This window comes from Cellulosimicrobium funkei (assembly GCF_004519295.1).
Taxonomy (GTDB): domain Bacteria; phylum Actinomycetota; class Actinomycetes; order Actinomycetales; family Cellulomonadaceae; genus Cellulosimicrobium; species Cellulosimicrobium funkei.
Genome location: NZ_SOZH01000007.1, coordinates 238,950 through 257,121 on the forward strand (window position 1 = coordinate 238,950; position 18,172 = coordinate 257,121).

At 75.5% G+C, this 18,172-nt stretch carries 12 protein-coding genes; 10 read left to right on the forward strand and 2 right to left on the reverse strand.

The window, feature by feature from the left end; genetic code table 11:
* The first annotated feature begins 8 nt into the window (after positions 1–8).
* On the forward strand, positions 9–2,543 hold the full coding sequence (locus E1O70_RS13265; protein ID WP_240696697.1) for an ABC transporter permease: 2,535 nt from the start codon (positions 9–11) through the stop codon (positions 2,541–2,543).
* Positions 2,544–2,655: 112 nt separating this feature from the next.
* On the forward strand, positions 2,656–7,023 hold the full coding sequence (locus E1O70_RS13270) for an FtsK/SpoIIIE domain-containing protein (RefSeq protein WP_128957444.1): 4,368 nt from the start codon (positions 2,656–2,658) through the stop codon (positions 7,021–7,023).
* A 22-nt stretch (positions 7,024–7,045) separates the two neighbouring features.
* On the opposite strand, the gene E1O70_RS13275 is transcribed toward E1O70_RS13270, so the two are convergent.
* Positions 7,046–7,507, reverse strand: a complete 462-nt coding sequence (locus tag E1O70_RS13275; RefSeq protein WP_228485038.1) for a hypothetical protein — start codon at positions 7,505–7,507, stop codon at positions 7,046–7,048.
* A gap of 240 nt (positions 7,508–7,747) precedes the next feature.
* Between E1O70_RS13275 and E1O70_RS13280 the strand changes: the two genes are divergently transcribed.
* A complete protein-coding gene (locus E1O70_RS13280) occupies positions 7,748–7,996 on the forward strand; it encodes a WhiB family transcriptional regulator (protein WP_021481972.1) in 249 nt (82 codons plus the stop codon).
* Between the two features lie 140 nt (positions 7,997–8,136).
* On the opposite strand, the gene E1O70_RS13285 is transcribed toward E1O70_RS13280, so the two are convergent.
* Positions 8,137–9,618, reverse strand: a complete 1,482-nt coding sequence (locus E1O70_RS13285; protein WP_043653374.1) for a sensor histidine kinase — start codon at positions 9,616–9,618, stop codon at positions 8,137–8,139.
* Between the two features lie 134 nt (positions 9,619–9,752).
* On the opposite strand from E1O70_RS13285, the gene E1O70_RS13290 reads away from it, so the two are divergent.
* The 7 genes from E1O70_RS13290 to E1O70_RS13320 all read left to right on the forward strand — a co-directional run bounded on the left by E1O70_RS13290 (position 9,753) and on the right by E1O70_RS13320 (position 18,106).
* Complete coding sequence (locus tag E1O70_RS13290) at positions 9,753–10,253, forward strand: DUF2505 domain-containing protein (protein WP_061267477.1); 501 nt, start codon at positions 9,753–9,755, stop codon at positions 10,251–10,253.
* 291 nt (positions 10,254–10,544) lie between these two features.
* A complete protein-coding gene (locus E1O70_RS13295) occupies positions 10,545–11,879 on the forward strand; it encodes an ABC transporter substrate-binding protein (RefSeq protein ID WP_034651856.1) in 1,335 nt (444 codons plus the stop codon).
* Between the two features lie 116 nt (positions 11,880–11,995).
* Complete coding sequence (locus E1O70_RS13300; RefSeq protein ID WP_061267476.1) at positions 11,996–13,120, forward strand: carbohydrate ABC transporter permease; 1,125 nt, start codon at positions 11,996–11,998, stop codon at positions 13,118–13,120.
* The gene (locus tag E1O70_RS13305; protein ID WP_061267475.1) at positions 13,117–14,037 is read left to right on the forward strand and encodes a carbohydrate ABC transporter permease; all 921 of its coding nucleotides are present in this window, start codon (positions 13,117–13,119) and stop codon (positions 14,035–14,037) included. The genes E1O70_RS13300 and E1O70_RS13305 overlap by 4 nt, the downstream gene beginning before the upstream one ends.
* A 135-nt stretch (positions 14,038–14,172) precedes the next feature.
* The gene (locus E1O70_RS13310; RefSeq protein WP_061267474.1) at positions 14,173–15,723 is read left to right on the forward strand and encodes a glycoside hydrolase family 1 protein; all 1,551 of its coding nucleotides are present in this window, start codon (positions 14,173–14,175) and stop codon (positions 15,721–15,723) included.
* Positions 15,724–15,790: 67 nt separating this feature from the next.
* Positions 15,791–16,807, forward strand: coding sequence for a LacI family DNA-binding transcriptional regulator (locus tag E1O70_RS13315; protein WP_061267473.1), 1,017 nt, complete (start codon positions 15,791–15,793; stop codon positions 16,805–16,807).
* An 81-nt stretch (positions 16,808–16,888) separates the two neighbouring features.
* On the forward strand, positions 16,889–18,106 hold the full coding sequence (locus tag E1O70_RS13320) for a DNA glycosylase AlkZ-like family protein (protein WP_205688653.1): 1,218 nt from the start codon (positions 16,889–16,891) through the stop codon (positions 18,104–18,106).
* Positions 18,107–18,172 lie beyond the last annotated feature (66 nt).

Sequence of the window (18,172 nt, forward strand, 5' to 3'; positions counted from 1 at the left end):
TGGCGCAGATGCGCCGCAGCATCGGCCGCCTCGTCGCGGCCGGCGTCGCGATCGTCATCGGGACGGCCTTCGTCACGGCGACGCTCATCGCGGGCAACGTCATCACCCAGACCACGAACGACTCGATCGCCGCACAGTACGCGGACGCCGACCTCGTCGTGTCCGCCCCGGACGACCTCACGGCGCCCGACGTCGAGGCCTTGCGCTCCGTGCCCGGCGTCGAGGCCGTCGACGCCACGTCGTTCACCTACCTCGACCTCTCGCACGGCGCGAAGCGCGTGTTCCAGCTCGGCGTCCCGGCGCCGTCCGACCCGCGCTTCGAGGCGCTCGAGGTCGTCGAGGGCTCGATGCCCACCGCGTCTGGCCAGGTCTCGCTGCCCACCGCCGTGGCCGAGCGCCTCGGCGTCGGGATCGGCGACACCGTCACGAGCTCGCGCAACGTGTGGGACGACACCGCGCCCGACGGCGGCGACTACACGGAGGTCCGCGACGAGCTGACCGTCGTCGGGACGACCGACGACCCGTACGGCGCGTACGCCCAGATGGGCGGCGCCGTGGTCGTCCCGGCCGTGGACGTCGCCGCCTGGGAGGCCGCGCAGGCCACGCCCGACGACCCGGCCCGCACCTACTCGTCGGCGATGGTGGCCCTCGCGCCCGGCACGGACCTCGAGACCGCGCGCGCCGAGCTCGTCGCCGCCTCTCCGGACGGGGCGAAGGCCGTCACGCCGGACGAGCACGCGCAGGAGCAGGCGCGGAAGATGACCGGCGACCAGGACGTCTTCACGTACGTCATCCTCTCGTTCGCCGCCGTCGCGCTGCTCGTCGCCGCGCTCGTCATCGCGAACACGTTCCAGGTCCTCGTCGCGCAGCGCACGCGCACCCTCGCGCTCCTGCGGGCGGTCGGCGCGAACAAGGCGCAGCTCGCCCGGTCCGTGCTCACCGAGGCGACGATCCTCGGCATCGTGTCGTCGCTCGCCGGCATCGTCCTGGGCGGCCTGCTCACGCAGATCGCGCTCCTCGTCGCGCGCGGCGCCGACCTGGGCGTCCCGGTCCCCGCGACCATCACCGTCACGCCCGTGGTGGTGCTCGTGCCGCTCGTGGTCGGCACGCTCGTGACGGTCGTCGCGTCGCTCGCGCCCGCCCGCGCCGCGACCCGCGTCGCCCCGCTCGAGGCGCTGCGCCCGGCCGACGCGCCGAACATCCTGCGCGGGGGCGGCCGCGCGCGGCTCGTCGTCGCGTCCCTGCTCACGCTGGGCGGCGTCGCCGTCCTCGCGGGCGGGATCTGGCTCGGGCTCACCGACAAGCCCGAGATCGGGCTCCTCGCCGGGGTCGTCGGCGGCGCGCTGTCGTTCGTGGGCGTCCTCGTCGGAGCGGTCTACTGGCTGCCCGCCGTCGTGTCGTTCGTCGGCCGCCTGCTCGCGGGCACCGGGTCGACGGCGCGCCTCGCCACCGCGAACACGCTGCGCAACCCGCGCCGCACCACAGCGACGAGCACCGCGCTGCTCATCGGCGTCACGCTCGTCGCGATGATGTCGACCGGCGCCGCGAGCGCCCGCACCTCGCTCGACGCGGCGCTCGACGACCAGTACCCCGTCGACGTCATGGTCGCGACGGACGCGTACGGGTCGACCGGTGAGCCCGTGCCGTCCGACGTCGTGCGCGCCGTGTCCGGCACCGAGGGCGTGTCCCGCGTCGTCGAGCTGTACGCCGCGACGGTGACCATGCCGGACGGCACCGAGACGTCGTTCCACGGCGCCGACCCCGACGCCGCGCGCTCCGTGGTGCGGACGCCGGACGACCTCGCGGCCTTCGGGCCCGGGACGCTCCTGCTCTCGGAGGGCGAGGCGGAGAACTACGGCCTCGCGGACGGCGAGACCGCCGAGCTCACGGGCCCGACGGGCGAGACGCTCGACCTGACGGTCCGCACCGGGGGGATCGGCTCCGGCGGGCTGCTCACCGTCGACGACGCGCGTGCCGTCGACCCGACGAGCGTCATGTCCCGGCTGTGGGTCGGCCTCGACGACACCGGCGCCGCCGCGCAGGTGGTCCCTGCGATCCAGGACGCCGTCGTGGAGTCGGACACGCCCGTGGAGGTCGCCGGGATCGCCGTCGAGCGCGCGGCGATGCAGAGCGTCATCGACACGATCCTCGGGGTCATCATCGGGCTGCTCGCGGTCGCGGTCGTCATCGCGCTCATCGGCGTGGCGAACACGCTGTCGCTCTCGGTCATCGAGCGGCGACGCGAGTCCGCGACGCTCCGGGCGATCGGCCTGAGCCGCTCCCAGCTGCGCTGGATGCTCGCGATCGAGGGCATGCTCATCGCGGGCGTCGGGGCCGTCCTCGGGATCGTGCTGGGCGTCCTCTACGGGTGGGCCGGAGCTGCCACGGCGCTGAGCGTCATGGGCGACGTGTCGCTCGCCGTGCCGTGGCGCGACATCGCGCTCGTGCTCGTGGTCGCGCTCGTCGCGGGGCTCGTCGCCTCCGTCGTCCCCGGCCGCACCGCGGCCCGGACGTCGCCCGTCGCGGCGCTCGCCGTGGACTGAGCGAGACGCCCCACCGGCCGTCGGCCGACGCGCGCCCCTGTGGACGGACCCCCGTCCACAGGGGCGCGGTCGTGCCCGACTCGTGCTGACCGCCGTCGGGCACGATCGCCGGGTGTTCTCCCCCGCCCCGCCCCTCGCTCCCGGTGCACCGCCGGGCGGCACTCCCGCGCCCCCGTCCGACGGCGGGGTGTGGGTGCGCGTGACGGTCCACCCGGGCACGGACGTCCTGCTCGCCGCGGGCACGCGCCTGGGCGACGCGCGACCCGCTCTCGCCGACCTCGGGTGCCGCCCCGAGCTGCGCACGGCACCGCTCGCCGTGGACGGCGTCCCCGTCGACGACGACCAGCGCTGCGGCACGCGCCCGCTGCTCCCCGGGGCGACGGTCACGGTCGTGCGGGCGGGGTCGGACCCGCGCAGTCGCGACGACGGGCCGGTGCCCGAGGACGTGCTCGCGGCGCCCCGGCACGTCGCGGTCCTGGGCGGCCCGGACGCCGGGCGGCTCGTCGCCGTCGGGCACGGCGACCGGGGACGCACCCGCGTCGACCGGCTCGACGTCCGCTGGCGCACCACGCGGCGCGGGCCCCGAGTGCGGGTCCGCGTGCCGCGCGGCACGCACCGGGTGCCCGACGACGCTGCCCTCCTGCGTGCGCGCCCGGCCCGGGCCGGTCGGCGGGTGGGCTCGTGGCGCGCGATGCGCTGGCGCGTCGGCCGCGCCCTGGTGACGCCCGACGGCGCGTATGCCCTGCGCGCGCGGCCCGCGCTCGTGCACGGTCCCCGGTCGGGACCGGCCGTGGGTCCGGACCGTCCCACCGAGGCCGGCCGCCTCGGGACGGCGCAGCTCGCGACCGCGCTCGTGCCGGCCGTCGCGTCGGTCGGGCTCGCGATGGCGCTGCGCCAGCCGCTCCTCGCCCTGCTGGCGCTCGTGGGGCCGCTCGCGGTCCTCGGTCCCGCGCTCGTCGAGGCACGCCGTCGCCGCGCCGCGCAGCGCGCCGCACCGCCCGGGGCCCCGCCGGACGTCGGGGCCGCCCCCGGCACCGTGCCGGTGGACCCGCTGCACCCCCGGCCCGCCGACGTTCTGCTCTGGGCGACGATCGCCCGGCTCGCCCCGGACGCCGACCTGGCGGGGGCGGGAGCAGCGGGGGCGGCGGGCGCTCTCTCGGCGCACGCCGGGTCGTCAGGGGCGGCGCCGGGAACGACCGTCGGCACGACGTCGGGCGGGTCCGTGGGCGCGACCGGTGGCGGGACGGCGGTCGCGGCGTCGGGTGGGACGAGCCCGTCGCGGGTCCGGCTGCCGGACGGGTGCGTGGCCGTCGTCGGGCCCCGGGACGTCGCGCTCGCCGCGGCCCGGGCCCTGCTCGTGGAGGTACTCGCCTCGGGGGCGCCACTGACGGTGCGGCCCGCGGCGCAGGACGCGCCCGCGTGGTCGTGGTGGCGCTGGCTGCCGCACGCCCGCGCCGTCCGGACGCTCGACGCCGTGGCCGCCGCCGACCCGCCCGGCCTCGTCGTCGTCGACGGCCCGGTGCCTGCGGGCGAGCTCGCCCGGGCGTGGGAGCGGTGCGCACCCGTGGGCACGGACGTGCTGCTGGTGCTCGGGGACCGGGCGCAGGTCCCGGCGTGGTGCCGGACGCTCGTCGACGTCTCGGGAGCCGTCGCCGTCGTCACGGGTCCCGACGGCGCCCGGACGCCGCGCGAGCACGTCGGCGTGAGCGCCGGGTGGGCGCTCGGCCTCGCGCGGCGGCTCGCCGCGGCCGAGCACCTCGGCCGGCTGGGCACCGGGGACGGGGACCGTGCGGGTGAGCCCGACCCGGGCGACCCCACGGCGCGGTCGCTGCCGTCGGCGGTCGCGCTCGGTCCCCTGCTGGGCGCACCGCGAGCGCCGGACCGGCTCGCGACGTGGGTCGCCGAGCGCTGGCAGGACGCGGCCCGCCGGGACGGGCACGGCCTGCGGACCGTGCTCGGCGTCGGGCCCGGGGGCGCGCCCGTCGCCGTCGACCTCGTCCGCGAGGGGCCGCACGCGCTCGTCGCCGGCACGACGGGCGCCGGGAAGTCCGAGCTCCTGCAGTCCCTGGTCGCCGGGCTTGCGCTCGGACGCTCGCCCGACGAGCTGTCGTTCGCGCTCGTCGACTTCAAGGGTGGCGCGAGCTTCGGGGCGTGCGGCCGGCTGCCGCACGTCGTGGGCCAGGTGACCGACCTCGACCCGGGGCTCGCGGGACGGGCGCTGGCCGGGCTCCGGGCCGAGCTGCACCGGCGCGAGCGGATCCTCGCCGCGGCGGAGGTCGCGAGCATCGACGCCCTCCCTCGCGGACGGCTCGCGCGGCTCGTGGTCGTGGTGGACGAGTTCCGCGCGCTCGCCGACGACCTGCCCGACCTCGTGCCCGGGCTGCTGCGGGTCGCCGCGCAGGGCCGGTCGCTCGGCGTGCACCTGGTCCTCGCGACGCAGCGGCCCGCGGGCGCGGTCAGCGCCGACGTGCGGGCGAACGTCACGCTGCGGATCGCGCTCCGGGTCGTGGACGTCGCCGACTCGCGCGACGTCGTCGACTCGCCGCACGCGGCCCGCGTCCCCGCGGCGACGCCCGGGCGCCTGGTCCTGCGCCGTGGTGCCGAGCCACCGGTGGCCGTGCAGTGCGCACGAGCCGGCGGGCCGCTCGCCCTGCCGGAGACGCGCGTGCGGCTCGCGGACCCGTGGGGCGCTGGACGCGGCCCGGGCGGGCCTGCGCCGGGCTCCTCGGACGACCACCTGCCGCTCCTCGTCGCGGCGGCGCACGAGGTCGCGGCGCGCTCGGGACTGCGCCCCCACCCCGCGCCGTGGCTCCCCGCCCTGCCCGCTCGCGTCGGACCCGGCGAGCTCGCCGGGGTCGACGGGGTGGACGGGATCGACGGGACCGACGGGACCGACGGGATCGACGGCGAGGCGGTGCGCTCCGACGACCGCGCGCTGCCCGTCGCGCTCGGTGACCTGCCGGCCCTGCAGCGCCGCACGGTGGTCCGCTGGGACCCGCGCGACGGTCATCTCGCGGTCCAGGGCCGGCCCCGGTCGGGCCGCACCACGGCCCTGCGCACCGTCGGGCTGGCCGCGCTCGACCGCGGCTGGGCGGTCCACGCGATCGGGTCGGGGCTCGCGGACCTCGCGGCGCACCCCGGCACCGGCACGGTCGTGGACCGGAGCGACCCGCGCCGTGTCGTCCGCCTTCTCCGGCTCCTGGCCGGTCACGACGACGGTCAGTCCCGACCCGCGGGGCTCGACCGCACGACCGGGCGCACCCTCCTCCTCGTGGACGACGTCGAGGCCGTGCGCGGCGTGCTCGCCGGCGTCGCGGGCGGGGCCGGCGCCGACGCCCTCGCGGACGTGCTCGCCGACTCCCCCACGGCGGTCGCCGTGAGCGCGAGCGGGCCGACGGTCGGCGGCCTGGCGTCGCTCGTCGGCGTCAGAGCGGTGCTGGCCTCGCGCGACCGCCACGACGACGTGTCGCTGGGCGTGCCAGCAGCGCTCGCCGGGCAGGGCGGACCGCCCGGCCGGGCGGTGTGGCTCGGGCCGGGCGACCCGCTCGTGTGCCAGGTCGCGCTGCCACCGATCGTCGCGCGAGGACGAGCACGGCGCCCGGCACCACCCCGCCGGGGCGCGTTCCGGCTGCACCCGCTGCCCGACGACGTCGACTCCGTCGATCTCGACGTAGCCGGGCACGCGCCGGGCGGGGGCTACCCGAGCTCCGCCGCCGTCGTGGCGGAGCCGGACAGCCGAGCCGTCGCAGAGGTCGCGGTCGGCCGGGGCGGCGACGACGGGCGGACGCTGTGGATGGACGTCGGGCGCGGCGCGCTCGTCGTCGGGCCGCCCGGGAGCGGCCGCACGAGCACGCTCGCGCTGCTCGCCCGGCACGCGGCCGCCACCGGCCGGCTCCGCGCGGTCGTGACCCGCGACGACGCGCTGGCGGGCGCCGTGATGGCCGCCCACGGACGCACGACGCGCACCACCAACCGGACCAGGAGCGCTAGCAGGACGGCCGTCGGGAGAGCGAGCGGCAAGAGCGACAGCAACAGCAACGAGAACGGGAACGGGGCGATCGTCGTGCGGCGGTACACGCCGACGGACGTCGCGCGCCTCCTCGACACGCTGGAAGCAGGTCAGGGCGCTGCGACGTTCCCGAGCAGGGCGACGGCGCCGCGGGTCGTGGTGGTCGACGACCTGGACGTGCTGACCCAGCTCTGCGTGCTGGAGGCCGACCGGCTCGCGGCGCTGTGCCGTGACGGGCTCGTGCTGCTCGCGTCGGCGACCACGGGTGCCGCGGCCTCAGCCTTGCGCGGTCCGCTCGCGGACCTGCGCGGGGCGCGCAGCGGGATCGTCCTCGCGCCGCGCGAACGCGGGAGCGCCGAGGTGTTCGGGCACGGGCTGGAGTGGCTCGCCGAACCCGGCCGGCCCCGACCGGGTCGCGGGGTGCTGGTCCAGGGCGCGCGGCTGGCGCCGCTCCAGGTCGCCCGACCGTGACGGCCGAGTCAGGACCCGGGAGTCAGGCGGCCGGGCGGACGTCGCGCGTGGTCGCCTCGACGACGGGACGCAGCATGAGGAGGACGAGCACCACGACGGCGAGCACGAGCGCCACGACGACCCACGGGGTCACGCCCACCTGGAGCGAGCTGACCGCGACGACCCCCTGGAGGATCTGCCAGGTCGCGACGGGCGACCGCGCCCAGCGCTGCCCGCGCAGCAGCCCGCGCACGCTCGCGGCGAGCACGGCCCCCACGCCCAGGGCGAAGACGACGAGGAAGACGCTCACCCCGAACGACTGCGAACCACCGCGGAGGAGCTCGACGAGGATCAGCACGGCGCCCACCGCGAGCGCGGCGATCTCGATGCCGACCCCGGCGACGAGCGCCGTCAGCGCGGGCGGCCGCGACCCCCCGTCGGACGACGGTCCCGGGGGCGTCGGGCGGGGCTCGGGCGGGGTTCCGGAGGGCTCGCGGGAGGGCACGATCACCCAGCGTACGCGCCGACCTGCGGCTTCACACCCGTGTGACGAAAGCCTCACGATTCATGCGACGGAAACTTTCTCGTAACCCCTTGTGCTGTGCTTCACGAGGTGTGAACCTGGTTCAAGCATCAATCACCCCCCGCCTCGAGCCCTTGGCCCGGGCAGCCCCCTGCCGGGTCGCCCAGCGACGAGTCATCACCTCGCGACCAGGCTCCCCTCTGCCCGAAGGAGACGACGAACATGGACTGGCGCCACCGCGCAGCCTGCCTCGACGAAGACCCCGAGCTGTTCTTCCCCATCGGGAACACCGGCCCTGCTCTCCTCCAGATCGAGGAGGCGAAGGCCGTCTGCCGCCGCTGCGACGTCGTCGACACGTGCCTCAAGTGGGCCATCGAGTCCGGCCAGGACGCCGGCGTCTGGGGCGGTCTCTCCGAGGACGAGCGCCGCGCCCTCAAGCGCCGCACCGCGCGCGCACGCCGCGCCGGCTGACACGCCGCTCCGCCTCCGGGCGTCGAGCAGCACGACGGGCCGTCACCCTCCGGGGTGGCGGCCCGTCGTCGTGCGGTGCCTCCGCTCCACGACCCGTGCCGTGCGCGCCTCCGCGCGGCGGCCGCCGTCGTGCCGGCCGGTCAGCCCTGGCGGTTGCCGTCGCGCAGCACGAGCGCGAGCACGACCTGGGTGCCCCCGCCGGGCCGCGGCGACCACTCGATGGTGCCGCCGAGCTCGTTCGTCACGAGGGTCTGCACGATCTGCGACCCCAGGCCGCTCTTGGCGGCCTTGCCCGCCCGGGCGACGTCGCCGTCGGGCATGCCGACCCCGTCGTCCGCCACGACGATCCGCAGGGCCGAGCCCTCGCGCTCGACCGCGACCTCGACCGTGCCGGTCTCCTGCTTCGCGAGGCCGTGCTCGACGGCGTTCGTGACGAGCTCGGTGAGGATGAGCGCGAGGGGGGTCGCGTCCTCCGCGGGCACGAGCCCGAAGCTCCCCGTGCGGACGGTGCGCACGCTCGTGTCGGCGGAGGCGACGTCGGCCGCGAGGCGCAGCGCGCGACCGACCATGTCGTCGAACTCCACCTCCTCGTCGAGCGTCTGCGACAGGCTCTCGTGCACGAGCGCGATCGTCGCGACGCGGCGCATCGCCTCCTCCAGCGCGGCGCGCGCCTCGGGGACGTCCATGCGCCGGGCCTGGAGCCGCAGGAGCGCCGCGACGGTCTGGAGGTTGTTCTTCACGCGGTGGTGGATCTCGCGGATCGTCGCGTCCTTGGTGATGAGCTCGCGCTCCCGGCGGCGCAGCTCCGACACGTCGCGGCACAGCAGGACGGCGCCGATGCGCTGCCCGGACTCGGTGAGCGGGAGCGCGCGGAGCGACAGCGCGACGCGCTGCGCCTCGATCTCGGTGCGCCAGGGCGCGCGGCCCATGACGACGAGCGGGAGCGACTCGTCCACGGGAGTCTGGTGCTCGATGAGGTCGGCCGTCACCTCGGCGAGCGACCGCCCGACGAGCGGACCGATGACCCCCAGGCGGTGGAAGCAGCTCAGCGCGTTGGGGCTCGCGTAAAGGACCTCGCCCTCGGAGTTCAGCCGGATGAGGCCGTCGCCGACGCGCGGCGCGCCGCGACGCGGCCCGGTCGCGGCGTTCGGGAAGGGGAACTCCCCGCGCGAGATCATCGCGATGAGGTCGTCCGCGGCCTCGACGTAGTTGAGCTCGAGGCGGCTGGGCGTGCGCCCGCTCCCGAGGTTGGTCTGCCGCGCGACGACGGCGATCGCCTTCCCGGAGTGCAGCACCGGGATGGCCTCCTCGCGCACGGCGTACGCACCGAACCAGCGCGGCTCGCGCGAGCGCTGCGACCGCACCTCGGTGAGCGCGCGCTCGAGCTGCGGGCGCTGGCCCTCCGGGGCGAACGAGCCGACGATGTCGTCGTAGTGGACGGTCGCGCCCGTCGACGGCCGGCACTGGGAGACGGCGACGAAGTTGCCGTCGCTCGTGGGCAGCCACAGCACGAGGTCGGCGAACGCGAGGTCGGAGATCACCTGCCAGTCGCCCACGAGCAGGTGCAACCACTCGTTGTCCGCCGGGCTGAGGTCGGCGTGGCGGGAGATGAGGTCACTCATGGCAGACACGGACCCCAGCGTAGAGGGGCGCGACCGGTAGAGTCCCCTCAGCGCCCGCGTGCGCGGTCGCCCGAACCGTCAGCCGTCCCGTCGGCCGGCCCGTCACGGGCCGGCGCAGGGCCCGAGGAGGTCCCGTGCACCTGAGCGTCGAGCTCCGCTACCCCGCCCCCGTCCACGCCGTCGGGGCGATGCTCGCGGACGAGGAGTTCGTCCGCTGGTGCGCCGCCCGCTCGGGCGGCGAGGGCGCCCACGTCGAGCAGGTGGACGTCACCGGCGGGCCGGACGAGGGGTTCACCGTCACGGTGCGGCGGACGCTGCCCACGGACCAGATCCCGGCGCACGTCCGCTCGTTCGTCGGGGGTCGTCTCGAGATCCGGCAGGCGGAGGCCTGGGAGCCGGAGCGCGACGGCGAGCGGTCGGGCACGGTGTCGCTCGAGATCACGGGCGCACCGGTGCGCCTCACGGGCACCGTGACGCTCTCCCCGGAGGGGGACGGCACCGTCGAGCGCTACGACGGCGAGGTCAAGGCCAACGTGCCGCTCTTCGGCGGGGCGATCGAGCAGGCCGCGGCCGAGGCCGTGCGGACGGCGCTCGCCGCGGAGGAGTCCGCCGGTCTCGCGTGGCTGTCGCGCTGACCACCGACCGAGCGGCGCCCGGCCGCACCTGACCGGCGACCCGGCGACGCCCGCCCGGCGACCGGTCTCGAACCGGTAACGATTTCCACAGAACCCGACCAACTGGTAGGTCACCGCAACGCCCTGACCTGCGGCGATACCCCGGTGGGAGCGCGACCACACCCGCGCCGATCTGACCCAGGCTTGACACGGGTTCGGGCGGGAACGCACGATCAGGCCGTTGTGTGGAAGCGCTACCACATTGGAGGTGGGAGCGCTGCCACGACCCGCCCCACCGACAAGGGAGTCACCGTGCTGAGCAGCACCCGTACGACCCGCCGGCCCCGCAAGGCGATCGCCGCCGTCGCAGGCCTCGCGGCCATCACCCTCACCCTGACCGCGTGCTCGAGCGGCTCCGGCTCGGACGACGACGCGACGGGCTCCGGCGACGGAGACAAGATCACGCTCACCGTCGCGACGTTCAACGACTTCGGCTACACGGACGAGCTCCTCGCCGCGTACACCGCGGAGCACCCGAACGTCACCGTCAAGCAGACGAAGGCCGCCAAGTCCGAGGACGCGCGGACCAACCTCACCACGAAGCTCGCCGCCGGCGGCGAGGGCCTCGCGGACATCGAGGCCATCGAGGTCGACTGGCTCCCGGAGCTCATGCAGTACCCGGACCTCTTCACCGACCTCACCGACTCGTCGCTCGACGGCCGCTGGGTGGACTGGAAGGTCCAGCAGGCGACGACGACCGACGGCAAGCTCATCGGCTACGGCACCGACATCGGCCCGAGCGCGATCTGCTACCGCCAGGACCTCTTCGAGGCCGCGGGCCTCCCGAGCGACCCGGCCGGCGTGGCGGAGCTCCTCGGTGGCGAGGACGCCACGTGGGACGACTACTTCGCCGCGGGCAAGACCTTCGTCGCCGCGAGCGACGCGGCCTGGTACGACTCCGCGATGTCCATCTCGCAGGCGATGGTCAACCAGATCGACAACGCCTACGAGGAGTCCGACGGCACGCCCAAGGACCTCGCGTCCAACCAGCCGATCATCGACATCTACGACACGGTGCTCGAGCAGTCGACGACGAACGAGCTCTCCGCCGGCCTCGAGCAGTGGTCGGGCGACTGGGACGCCGCGTTCCAGAACGACGGCTTCGCGACGATGATCTGCCCCGCGTGGATGACCGGCCCGGTCGAGGAGCGCTCGGGCGGCGTCACCGGCTGGAACGTCGCGGACGTCTTCCCCGGCGGCGGCCTCAACTGGGGCGGCTCGTTCCTCACGGTGCCGGCCTCCGGCCCGAACGCCGAGGCGGCCAAGGAGCTCGCCGCGTGGCTGACCGACCCGGCGCAGCAGACGACGGCCTTCGAGAACGCGGGCACGTTCCCGTCGCAGCTCGAGGCGCAGGAGTCCGACGCCGTGCAGTCCTTCACGAACGACTTCTTCAACGACGCCCCGGTCGGCACGATCTTCGTCAACCGCGCGCTCGCGATCGACAGCGCGCCGTTCAAGGGCGCGAACTACTTCTCGATCCACACGACCGTCCAGGACGGCATCAAGCGCGTGGACGTCGAGAAGACGGACGACGCCGCCTCCTCGTGGCAGAAGACGCTCCAGTCCTTCCAGGACCTGGGCCTGTGACCTGACGGGGCCGGGGGCGGCACGACCTGCCGCCCCCGGCCCCGCGCGCGTCCGCCCGCGGACGACGCCCCGCACCCGCAGCCACCCAGCGCCACCGAGCAGCCCAGGAATCCCACATGGCCGTCCTCACGCCCACCCAGCCCTCGCCGGGGCTCAGCGGGCCGCCGCCGCGCACGCCGCGCCGCGTCGGCTTCTCCCAGCGCCTCAGCCGCTGGGACGTCAAGGTCTCGCCCTACCTCTACATCTCGCCCTTCTTCATCCTGTTCGCGATCACGGGGCTCTTCCCGCTCGTGTACACCGCCGTGGTGTCGGTCTACGACTGGAACCTGCTCGGCGGCCAGGGCGACTTCGTCGGTCTCCAGAACTACACGGACGTCCTCGCGCAGCCGACGTTCTGGAAGTCCCTGCGCAACACCGTCTCGATCTTCGTGCTCTCGTCCGTGCCGCAGGTCGTCGCCGCGATCGCGATCGCGGCCCTGCTCGACCAGAACCTGCGCGCCGCGACGTTCTGGCGCATGGGCGTCCTGCTGCCGTACGTCGTCGCGCCCGTCGCGGTCTCGATGATCTTCGGCCGCCTGTTCGCCGACCAGTACGGGCTCATCAACGAGCTGCTCGGCCTCGTCGGCGTCGACCCGATCCGCTGGCACGCCGACGCCCTCGCGAGCCACGTCGCCATCGCGTCGATGGTGAACTTCCGCTGGACCGGCTACAACGCGCTGATCTTCCTCGCCGCGATGCAGGCCGTGCCGCGCGAGCTCTACGAGGCCGCGATCATCGACGGCGCCGGGCGCGTGCGCCAGTTCTTCTCCGTGACCGTCCCCCAGATCCGCGCCACGATCATCTTCGTCGTCATCACGTCGACGATCGGCGGCCTGCAGATCTTCGACGAGCCGCGCATGTTCGACGCGCAGGGTCTCGGCGGCGCCGACCGGCAGTGGATGACGACCGTGCTCTACCTCTACGACGTCGCGTGGGGCAACCAGAAGAACTTCGGCCGAGCGGCCGCCGTCGCGTGGCTGCTGTTCCTGCTCATCATCCTCGTGGGCATCGTCAACTTCCTCGTCACCCGGCGGATCGCCACGTCGAACGCGCAGCCGCGCCCGCCACGCTGGGTGCGTCGCCGCCAGGAGGCGCGCAAGCGCCTGCGCGCCGAGGACGCCATGTCCGCGCAGCGTTCCGCCGCGGGGACCGAGGCGTCCGTCCCGACCGCCGCCAGCCCGACCGACCGGAGGAAGCGATGAGCTCCGTCCCCGTCATCGCCCAGACCGCCGGCCCGGGCGCGGCCCGCGCCGCGTCCCGCCGCCGGAGCGCCGGGAAGAACGTCGGCGGCACGCAGCGCCGCCCGCGCTGGGTCACGTACACCATCCTCGGGATCGTCCTGCTGATCTCGGTGTTCCCGCTGTACTTCACCCTGATCCTCGGCTCCTCGACGCCCGAGGAGATCTCGCGCAGCGCGCTGCCCCAGCTCCTGCCCGACGCGAGCCTGTTCGACCGGTTCGCCGACGTCATGAGCTCGGACGCGATCAACTTCTGGAAGGCCGCCTGGAACTCGGTGGTCGTCGCTGTCCTCACGTCCCTCTCGGTCGTGCTGTTCTCGACGCTCGCCGGCTTCTCGTTCTCGAAGCTCCGGTTCCGCGGCCGCGGCCCGCTGCTCGTGTTCGTCATCGCGACGATGGCGGTGCCCACGCAGCTCGGCGTCATCCCGATGTACATCCTCATGTCGGACCTCGGGTGGATCGGCAAGCTCCAGGCCGTCATCGTGCCCGCGCTCGTCACGGCGTTCGGCGTCTTCTGGATGACGCAGTACCTCGGCGAGGCGCTCCCGTACGAGCTCATCGAGGCGGCCCGGGTCGACGGCGCGTCCATGATCCGCACGTTCTGGTCCATCGCGCTGCCGGCGGCCCGCCCGGCCGCCGCGATGCTGGGCCTGTTCACGTTCGTGCAGCAGTGGACGAACTTCTTCTGGCCGTCCATCGTGCTCAACCAGAACAACCCGACGCTGCCGCTCGTGGTGCGGTCCCTGCAGTCGAACTTCTTCGTCGACTACTCGCTCGTCATGGCCGGGATCTTCCTCGTCACGCTGCCGCTCATCGTCATCTTCATCTTCACCGGCCGCCAGCTCGTGGCGGGCATCATGCAGGGCGCCGTCAAGGGCTGACGCCCGACGCCCCGCGCCGCACGACCCGCCCACCACCCGGTGGGCGCGGTCCGTGCTGCGCGCCGACCGTCGCGCGGGCGGGCCCGACCGGCCCGCCCGCGTGCCATCCCGCGACTTCTCGAAGGACAATCGACCATGACCAGCTTCGTCCCGTCCGCGCCCCTCCCCCCGAACCCGGCGACCGCGACCGGACGCGTCGAGATGCCCCCCGGCTTCCTCTGGGGCGCCGCGACGGCCGCGTTCCAGATCGAGGGCGCGGGGCACACCGACGGACGCACGGACTCCGTGTGGGACGCGTTCGCCCGCGTGCCGGGCGCCGTCGTGAACGGTGACGACGGCATGGTCGCGTGCGACCACTACCACCGGTACCGCGAGGACGTCGCGCTCCTGCGCGACCTCAACCTGGGGACGTACCGGTTCTCGACGTCGTGGGCCCGCGTGCGCCCCGACGGCGGCGCGGTGAACCCCGCCGGGCTCGCGTTCTACGACCGCCTCGTCGACGAGCTGCTCGCCGCGGACGTCCTGCCGTGGCTCACGCTGTACCACTGGGACCTCCCGCAGGCGCTCGAGGACAAGGGCGGCTGGACGTCGCGCGACACGGCGTACCTCTTCGCCGAGTACGCGGTGACGATGCACGAGGCGCTGGGCGACCGCGTCGGCGTGTGGACGACGCTCAACGAGCCGTGGTGCTCCGCGTTCCTCGGCTACACCGCGGGCGTGCACGCGCCCGGCCGGCAGTCGCGCGAGGACGGCCTCGCGGCCGCGCACCACCTGCTGCTCGGGCACGGCCTCGCGGTCCAGGCGCTGCGCGAGCGCGCGCCGGAGGCGAACCTCGGGCTCACGCTGAACTTCACGGTGTCCGACCCGGTCGACCCCCAGGACCCGGCCGACGTCGACGCCGCGCGCCGGATCGACGGCCAGTTCAACCGGATCTTCCTCGACCCCGTCTTCCACGGCGAGTACCCGGCCGACGTCCTCGAGGACGTCGCGCCCTACGGTCTGCTCGACCACGTCAAGGACGGGGACCTCGAGATCATCTCGACCCCGATCGACACGCTCGGGGTCAACTACTACAACGGCGGGGCGGTCTCGGCCCGCCCGCAGACGACGGCGCCCGGCACCGGGAGCGACGGCGGCGGGGGCACCCGCCCCGAGGGCGTCCGCGACGAGGAGGCCGACGCCGCGCCGGTGCGCCCGACGTCGTCCCCCTACCCCGCCGCGGACGGCGTGCACGCCCACTCGCGCGGCCTGCCGCGCACGGACATGGGCTGGGAGGTCCAGCCCGAGGGGCTGACGCGCCTCCTCACGCGCCTGCAGCGCGACTTCACCGGCCCGCGCGGCGTCGCGATGTACATCACCGAGAACGGCGCCGCCTACCCGGACCAGGTGGGCCCGGACGGCTCGGTCGACGACCAGGACCGGCTCGAGTTCCTCGACGCGCACCTGCGCGCGACGCGCGACGCGATCGACGCGGGGGCGGACGTGCGCGGCTACTTCGCGTGGTCCCTCATGGACAACTTCGAGTGGGCGCTCGGCTACACGAAGCGCTTCGGCATCGTCCGCGTCGACTACGAGACGCAGGAGCGCACCGTCAAGGCGAGCGGCGCCTGGTACGCCCAGGTCGCACGCGACAACGCGATCCCAGCGCGCGAGACGCCGGCCGCGGACGCCGCCCCGGCCGAGTGAGGACGACGGTGAGGACACGGTGAGCGGGGCGGTGCGGACCGGGGAGCGCGCGCGCCATACTGTCCCGATGAACAGCCTGCGCTCCGCGCCGACCCTGGACGAGGTGGCCCAGACGGCGGGTGTCTCGCGCTCGACGGCGTCGCGCGCCATCAACGGCGGCCTGCGGGTGTCGCCCGAGGCGCAGGCGGCGGTCGACGCCGCCGTCGCGCAGCTCGGCTACACGCCCAACCGCGCCGCCCGCTCGCTCGTGACGCGCCGCACGGACTCGATCGCCCTCGTGGTCCCCGAGCCCGACGAGCGCATCCTCACCGACCCGTTCCTCGCGGGCACGATGCGCGGCGTGAGCGCCGCGCTCGGCGGCACGGACCTGCAGCTCGTGCTGCTGTTCGCGCGTCCCGACGAGCAGCCGGGCCGCATCGTGCGGTACCTCAGCAGCGGCCACGTCGACGGCGCGATCGTCGCGTCGCACCACCGCGACGACGACCTCGAGGAGGCGCTCCTCGCGGCGCGCCTGCCCGCCGTGTTCGTGGGGCGGCCGTTCCACCCGACGCCGGACCTCCTGTACGTCGACGTGGACAACGTCGAGGGCGGCCGCCTCGCGGCGCGGCGTCTCGTCGAGGCGGGCCGGCGCCGTATCGCGACGATCGCCGGCCCGCAGGACATGACGGCGGGCGTGGACCGGCTCACGGGGTTCCGCGAGGTGCTGCGCGACGCCGGCCTGCCGGACGACGCCGTCGAGATCGGCGACTTCGCCGTCGCGGGCGGCGCGGCGGCCATGGAACGCCTCCTCGCCGCGCACCCCGACCTCGACGGCCTGTTCGTCGCGTCCGACCTCATGGCCGAGGGCGCGCTGCGCGTGCTCGCGGCCCACGGCCGCGACGTGCCGCGCGACGTGTCCGTCGTCGGCTTCGACAACCTCGCCACCGCCGCCACGACGTCGCCCCCGCTCACCACGGTCCAGAACCCCATGGTCGAGATGGTGCGCGGCGCGACCGACCTCCTGCTCGACCTCGTGGGCGGCCGCGGCGACGAGATCGCGTCGCAGGTCCTCGCGCCGGAGCTCGTCGAGCGCGACTCCGTCTGACCCCCGCGCCGCCCGCGGCGCCGCGCGGCACCCGAGGCGTGGGGGCGAGACGCTGTGGGCGGTCGCTCGTAGCCTGGCGTCGTGCACCCGTCCACGGAACCGGCGGTGGCCACGCTCTCGCGGGCCGACGTCCTCGCCGCACGCTGGCACGCCCACGAGCTCGACCGGGCGCCGGGCGCGGCCGCCGCGGTGACGGACGTCGCCGTCCTCGACCTGGGCGTCCAGGACACGGGGTCCGACGGCGCCGCGTGGGCGCTCGCCGTCCGGGGCGCCCCGCCCGTCGCGCCCAGCACCCTGCCGCCCGACCTCGTGCTCGCGTGGACGCTGCGCGGCGCCCCGCACGTCTACCGCCGCGCGGACCTCGCCGACGTCGCGACCGCGACGGCGCCGTTCTCCGAGGCCGACGCCGCCAAGCGGGTCTACGACGCGAGCCGACCGCTCCGCGCGGCGGGTGTCGCCGTGCTCGACGCCCTGCGCACCGAGGCGCGGCTCGAGCGCGAGCTCGTCGAGACCCCGGCCGTCAAGGGCGACCTCTCGACGCGGCTCACCGCGCGGCTCCCGGAGCCGCACCTGCGCTGGTGCGGGCCGTGCGGCGCCACCCACAGCTACGAGCAGACGTTCCGCCTCGCGGCCCTGCAGGCCGGGCTCGAGCTCGAACCGGGCTCGTCCCCGCCCGTGCTGCGGCGCGTCCCCGGCCTCGAGCCGCCGCTCTACGGGCGCCTCGGCGGCGACGCCCTGCCGCGCCTGGACGTCGTCCGCGGCTACCTGCGCTTCTTCCCCGCCGCCAGCGTCCAGGACGTCGCCGCGTTCCTCGACGCCCCGGTCAAGGACGTCCGGAACCGGTGGCCCGACGACGCGGTCCGCGTCGAGGTCGCCGACGTCGAGCCGGGTCCACGGCCGGCCGAGCGCTGGGTGCTCGCCGAGGACCTCGGTCGCGTCACGGGCGCCGCCGCGCGCGAGCGCGACGCGCGACCCGCGCCCGGCGCCCCGGTCGTGCGCCTCGTGGGCCCCTACGACCTGTTCCTGCAGCTGCGCGACCGCGCGACGCTCGTCCCGGACGTGGCGCGTGCCAAGGACCTGTGGCGGGTCCTCGGCCGGCCCGGGGCCGTGCTCGCGGGCGGCGAGGTCGTGGGCACGTGGCGGCCCCGCGCGTCGGGCCGGCGCCTCACGGTCCTCACCGACCCCTGGGTCCCGTGGGACGCCGGGCTCGCCGACGCCGTCGCCGAGCAGGCGGAGCGCCTGCGCGCGTCCCGCGACGCGGCGTCCGTGACCGTCTCGCCGGTGCCGGACGCGCGGTAGCGACCGGGGTGCCGCGCGGTCGTCGCGGGAGGGGCCCGGCGGTGGCCGAGCCCCTCCCGCGCGCCG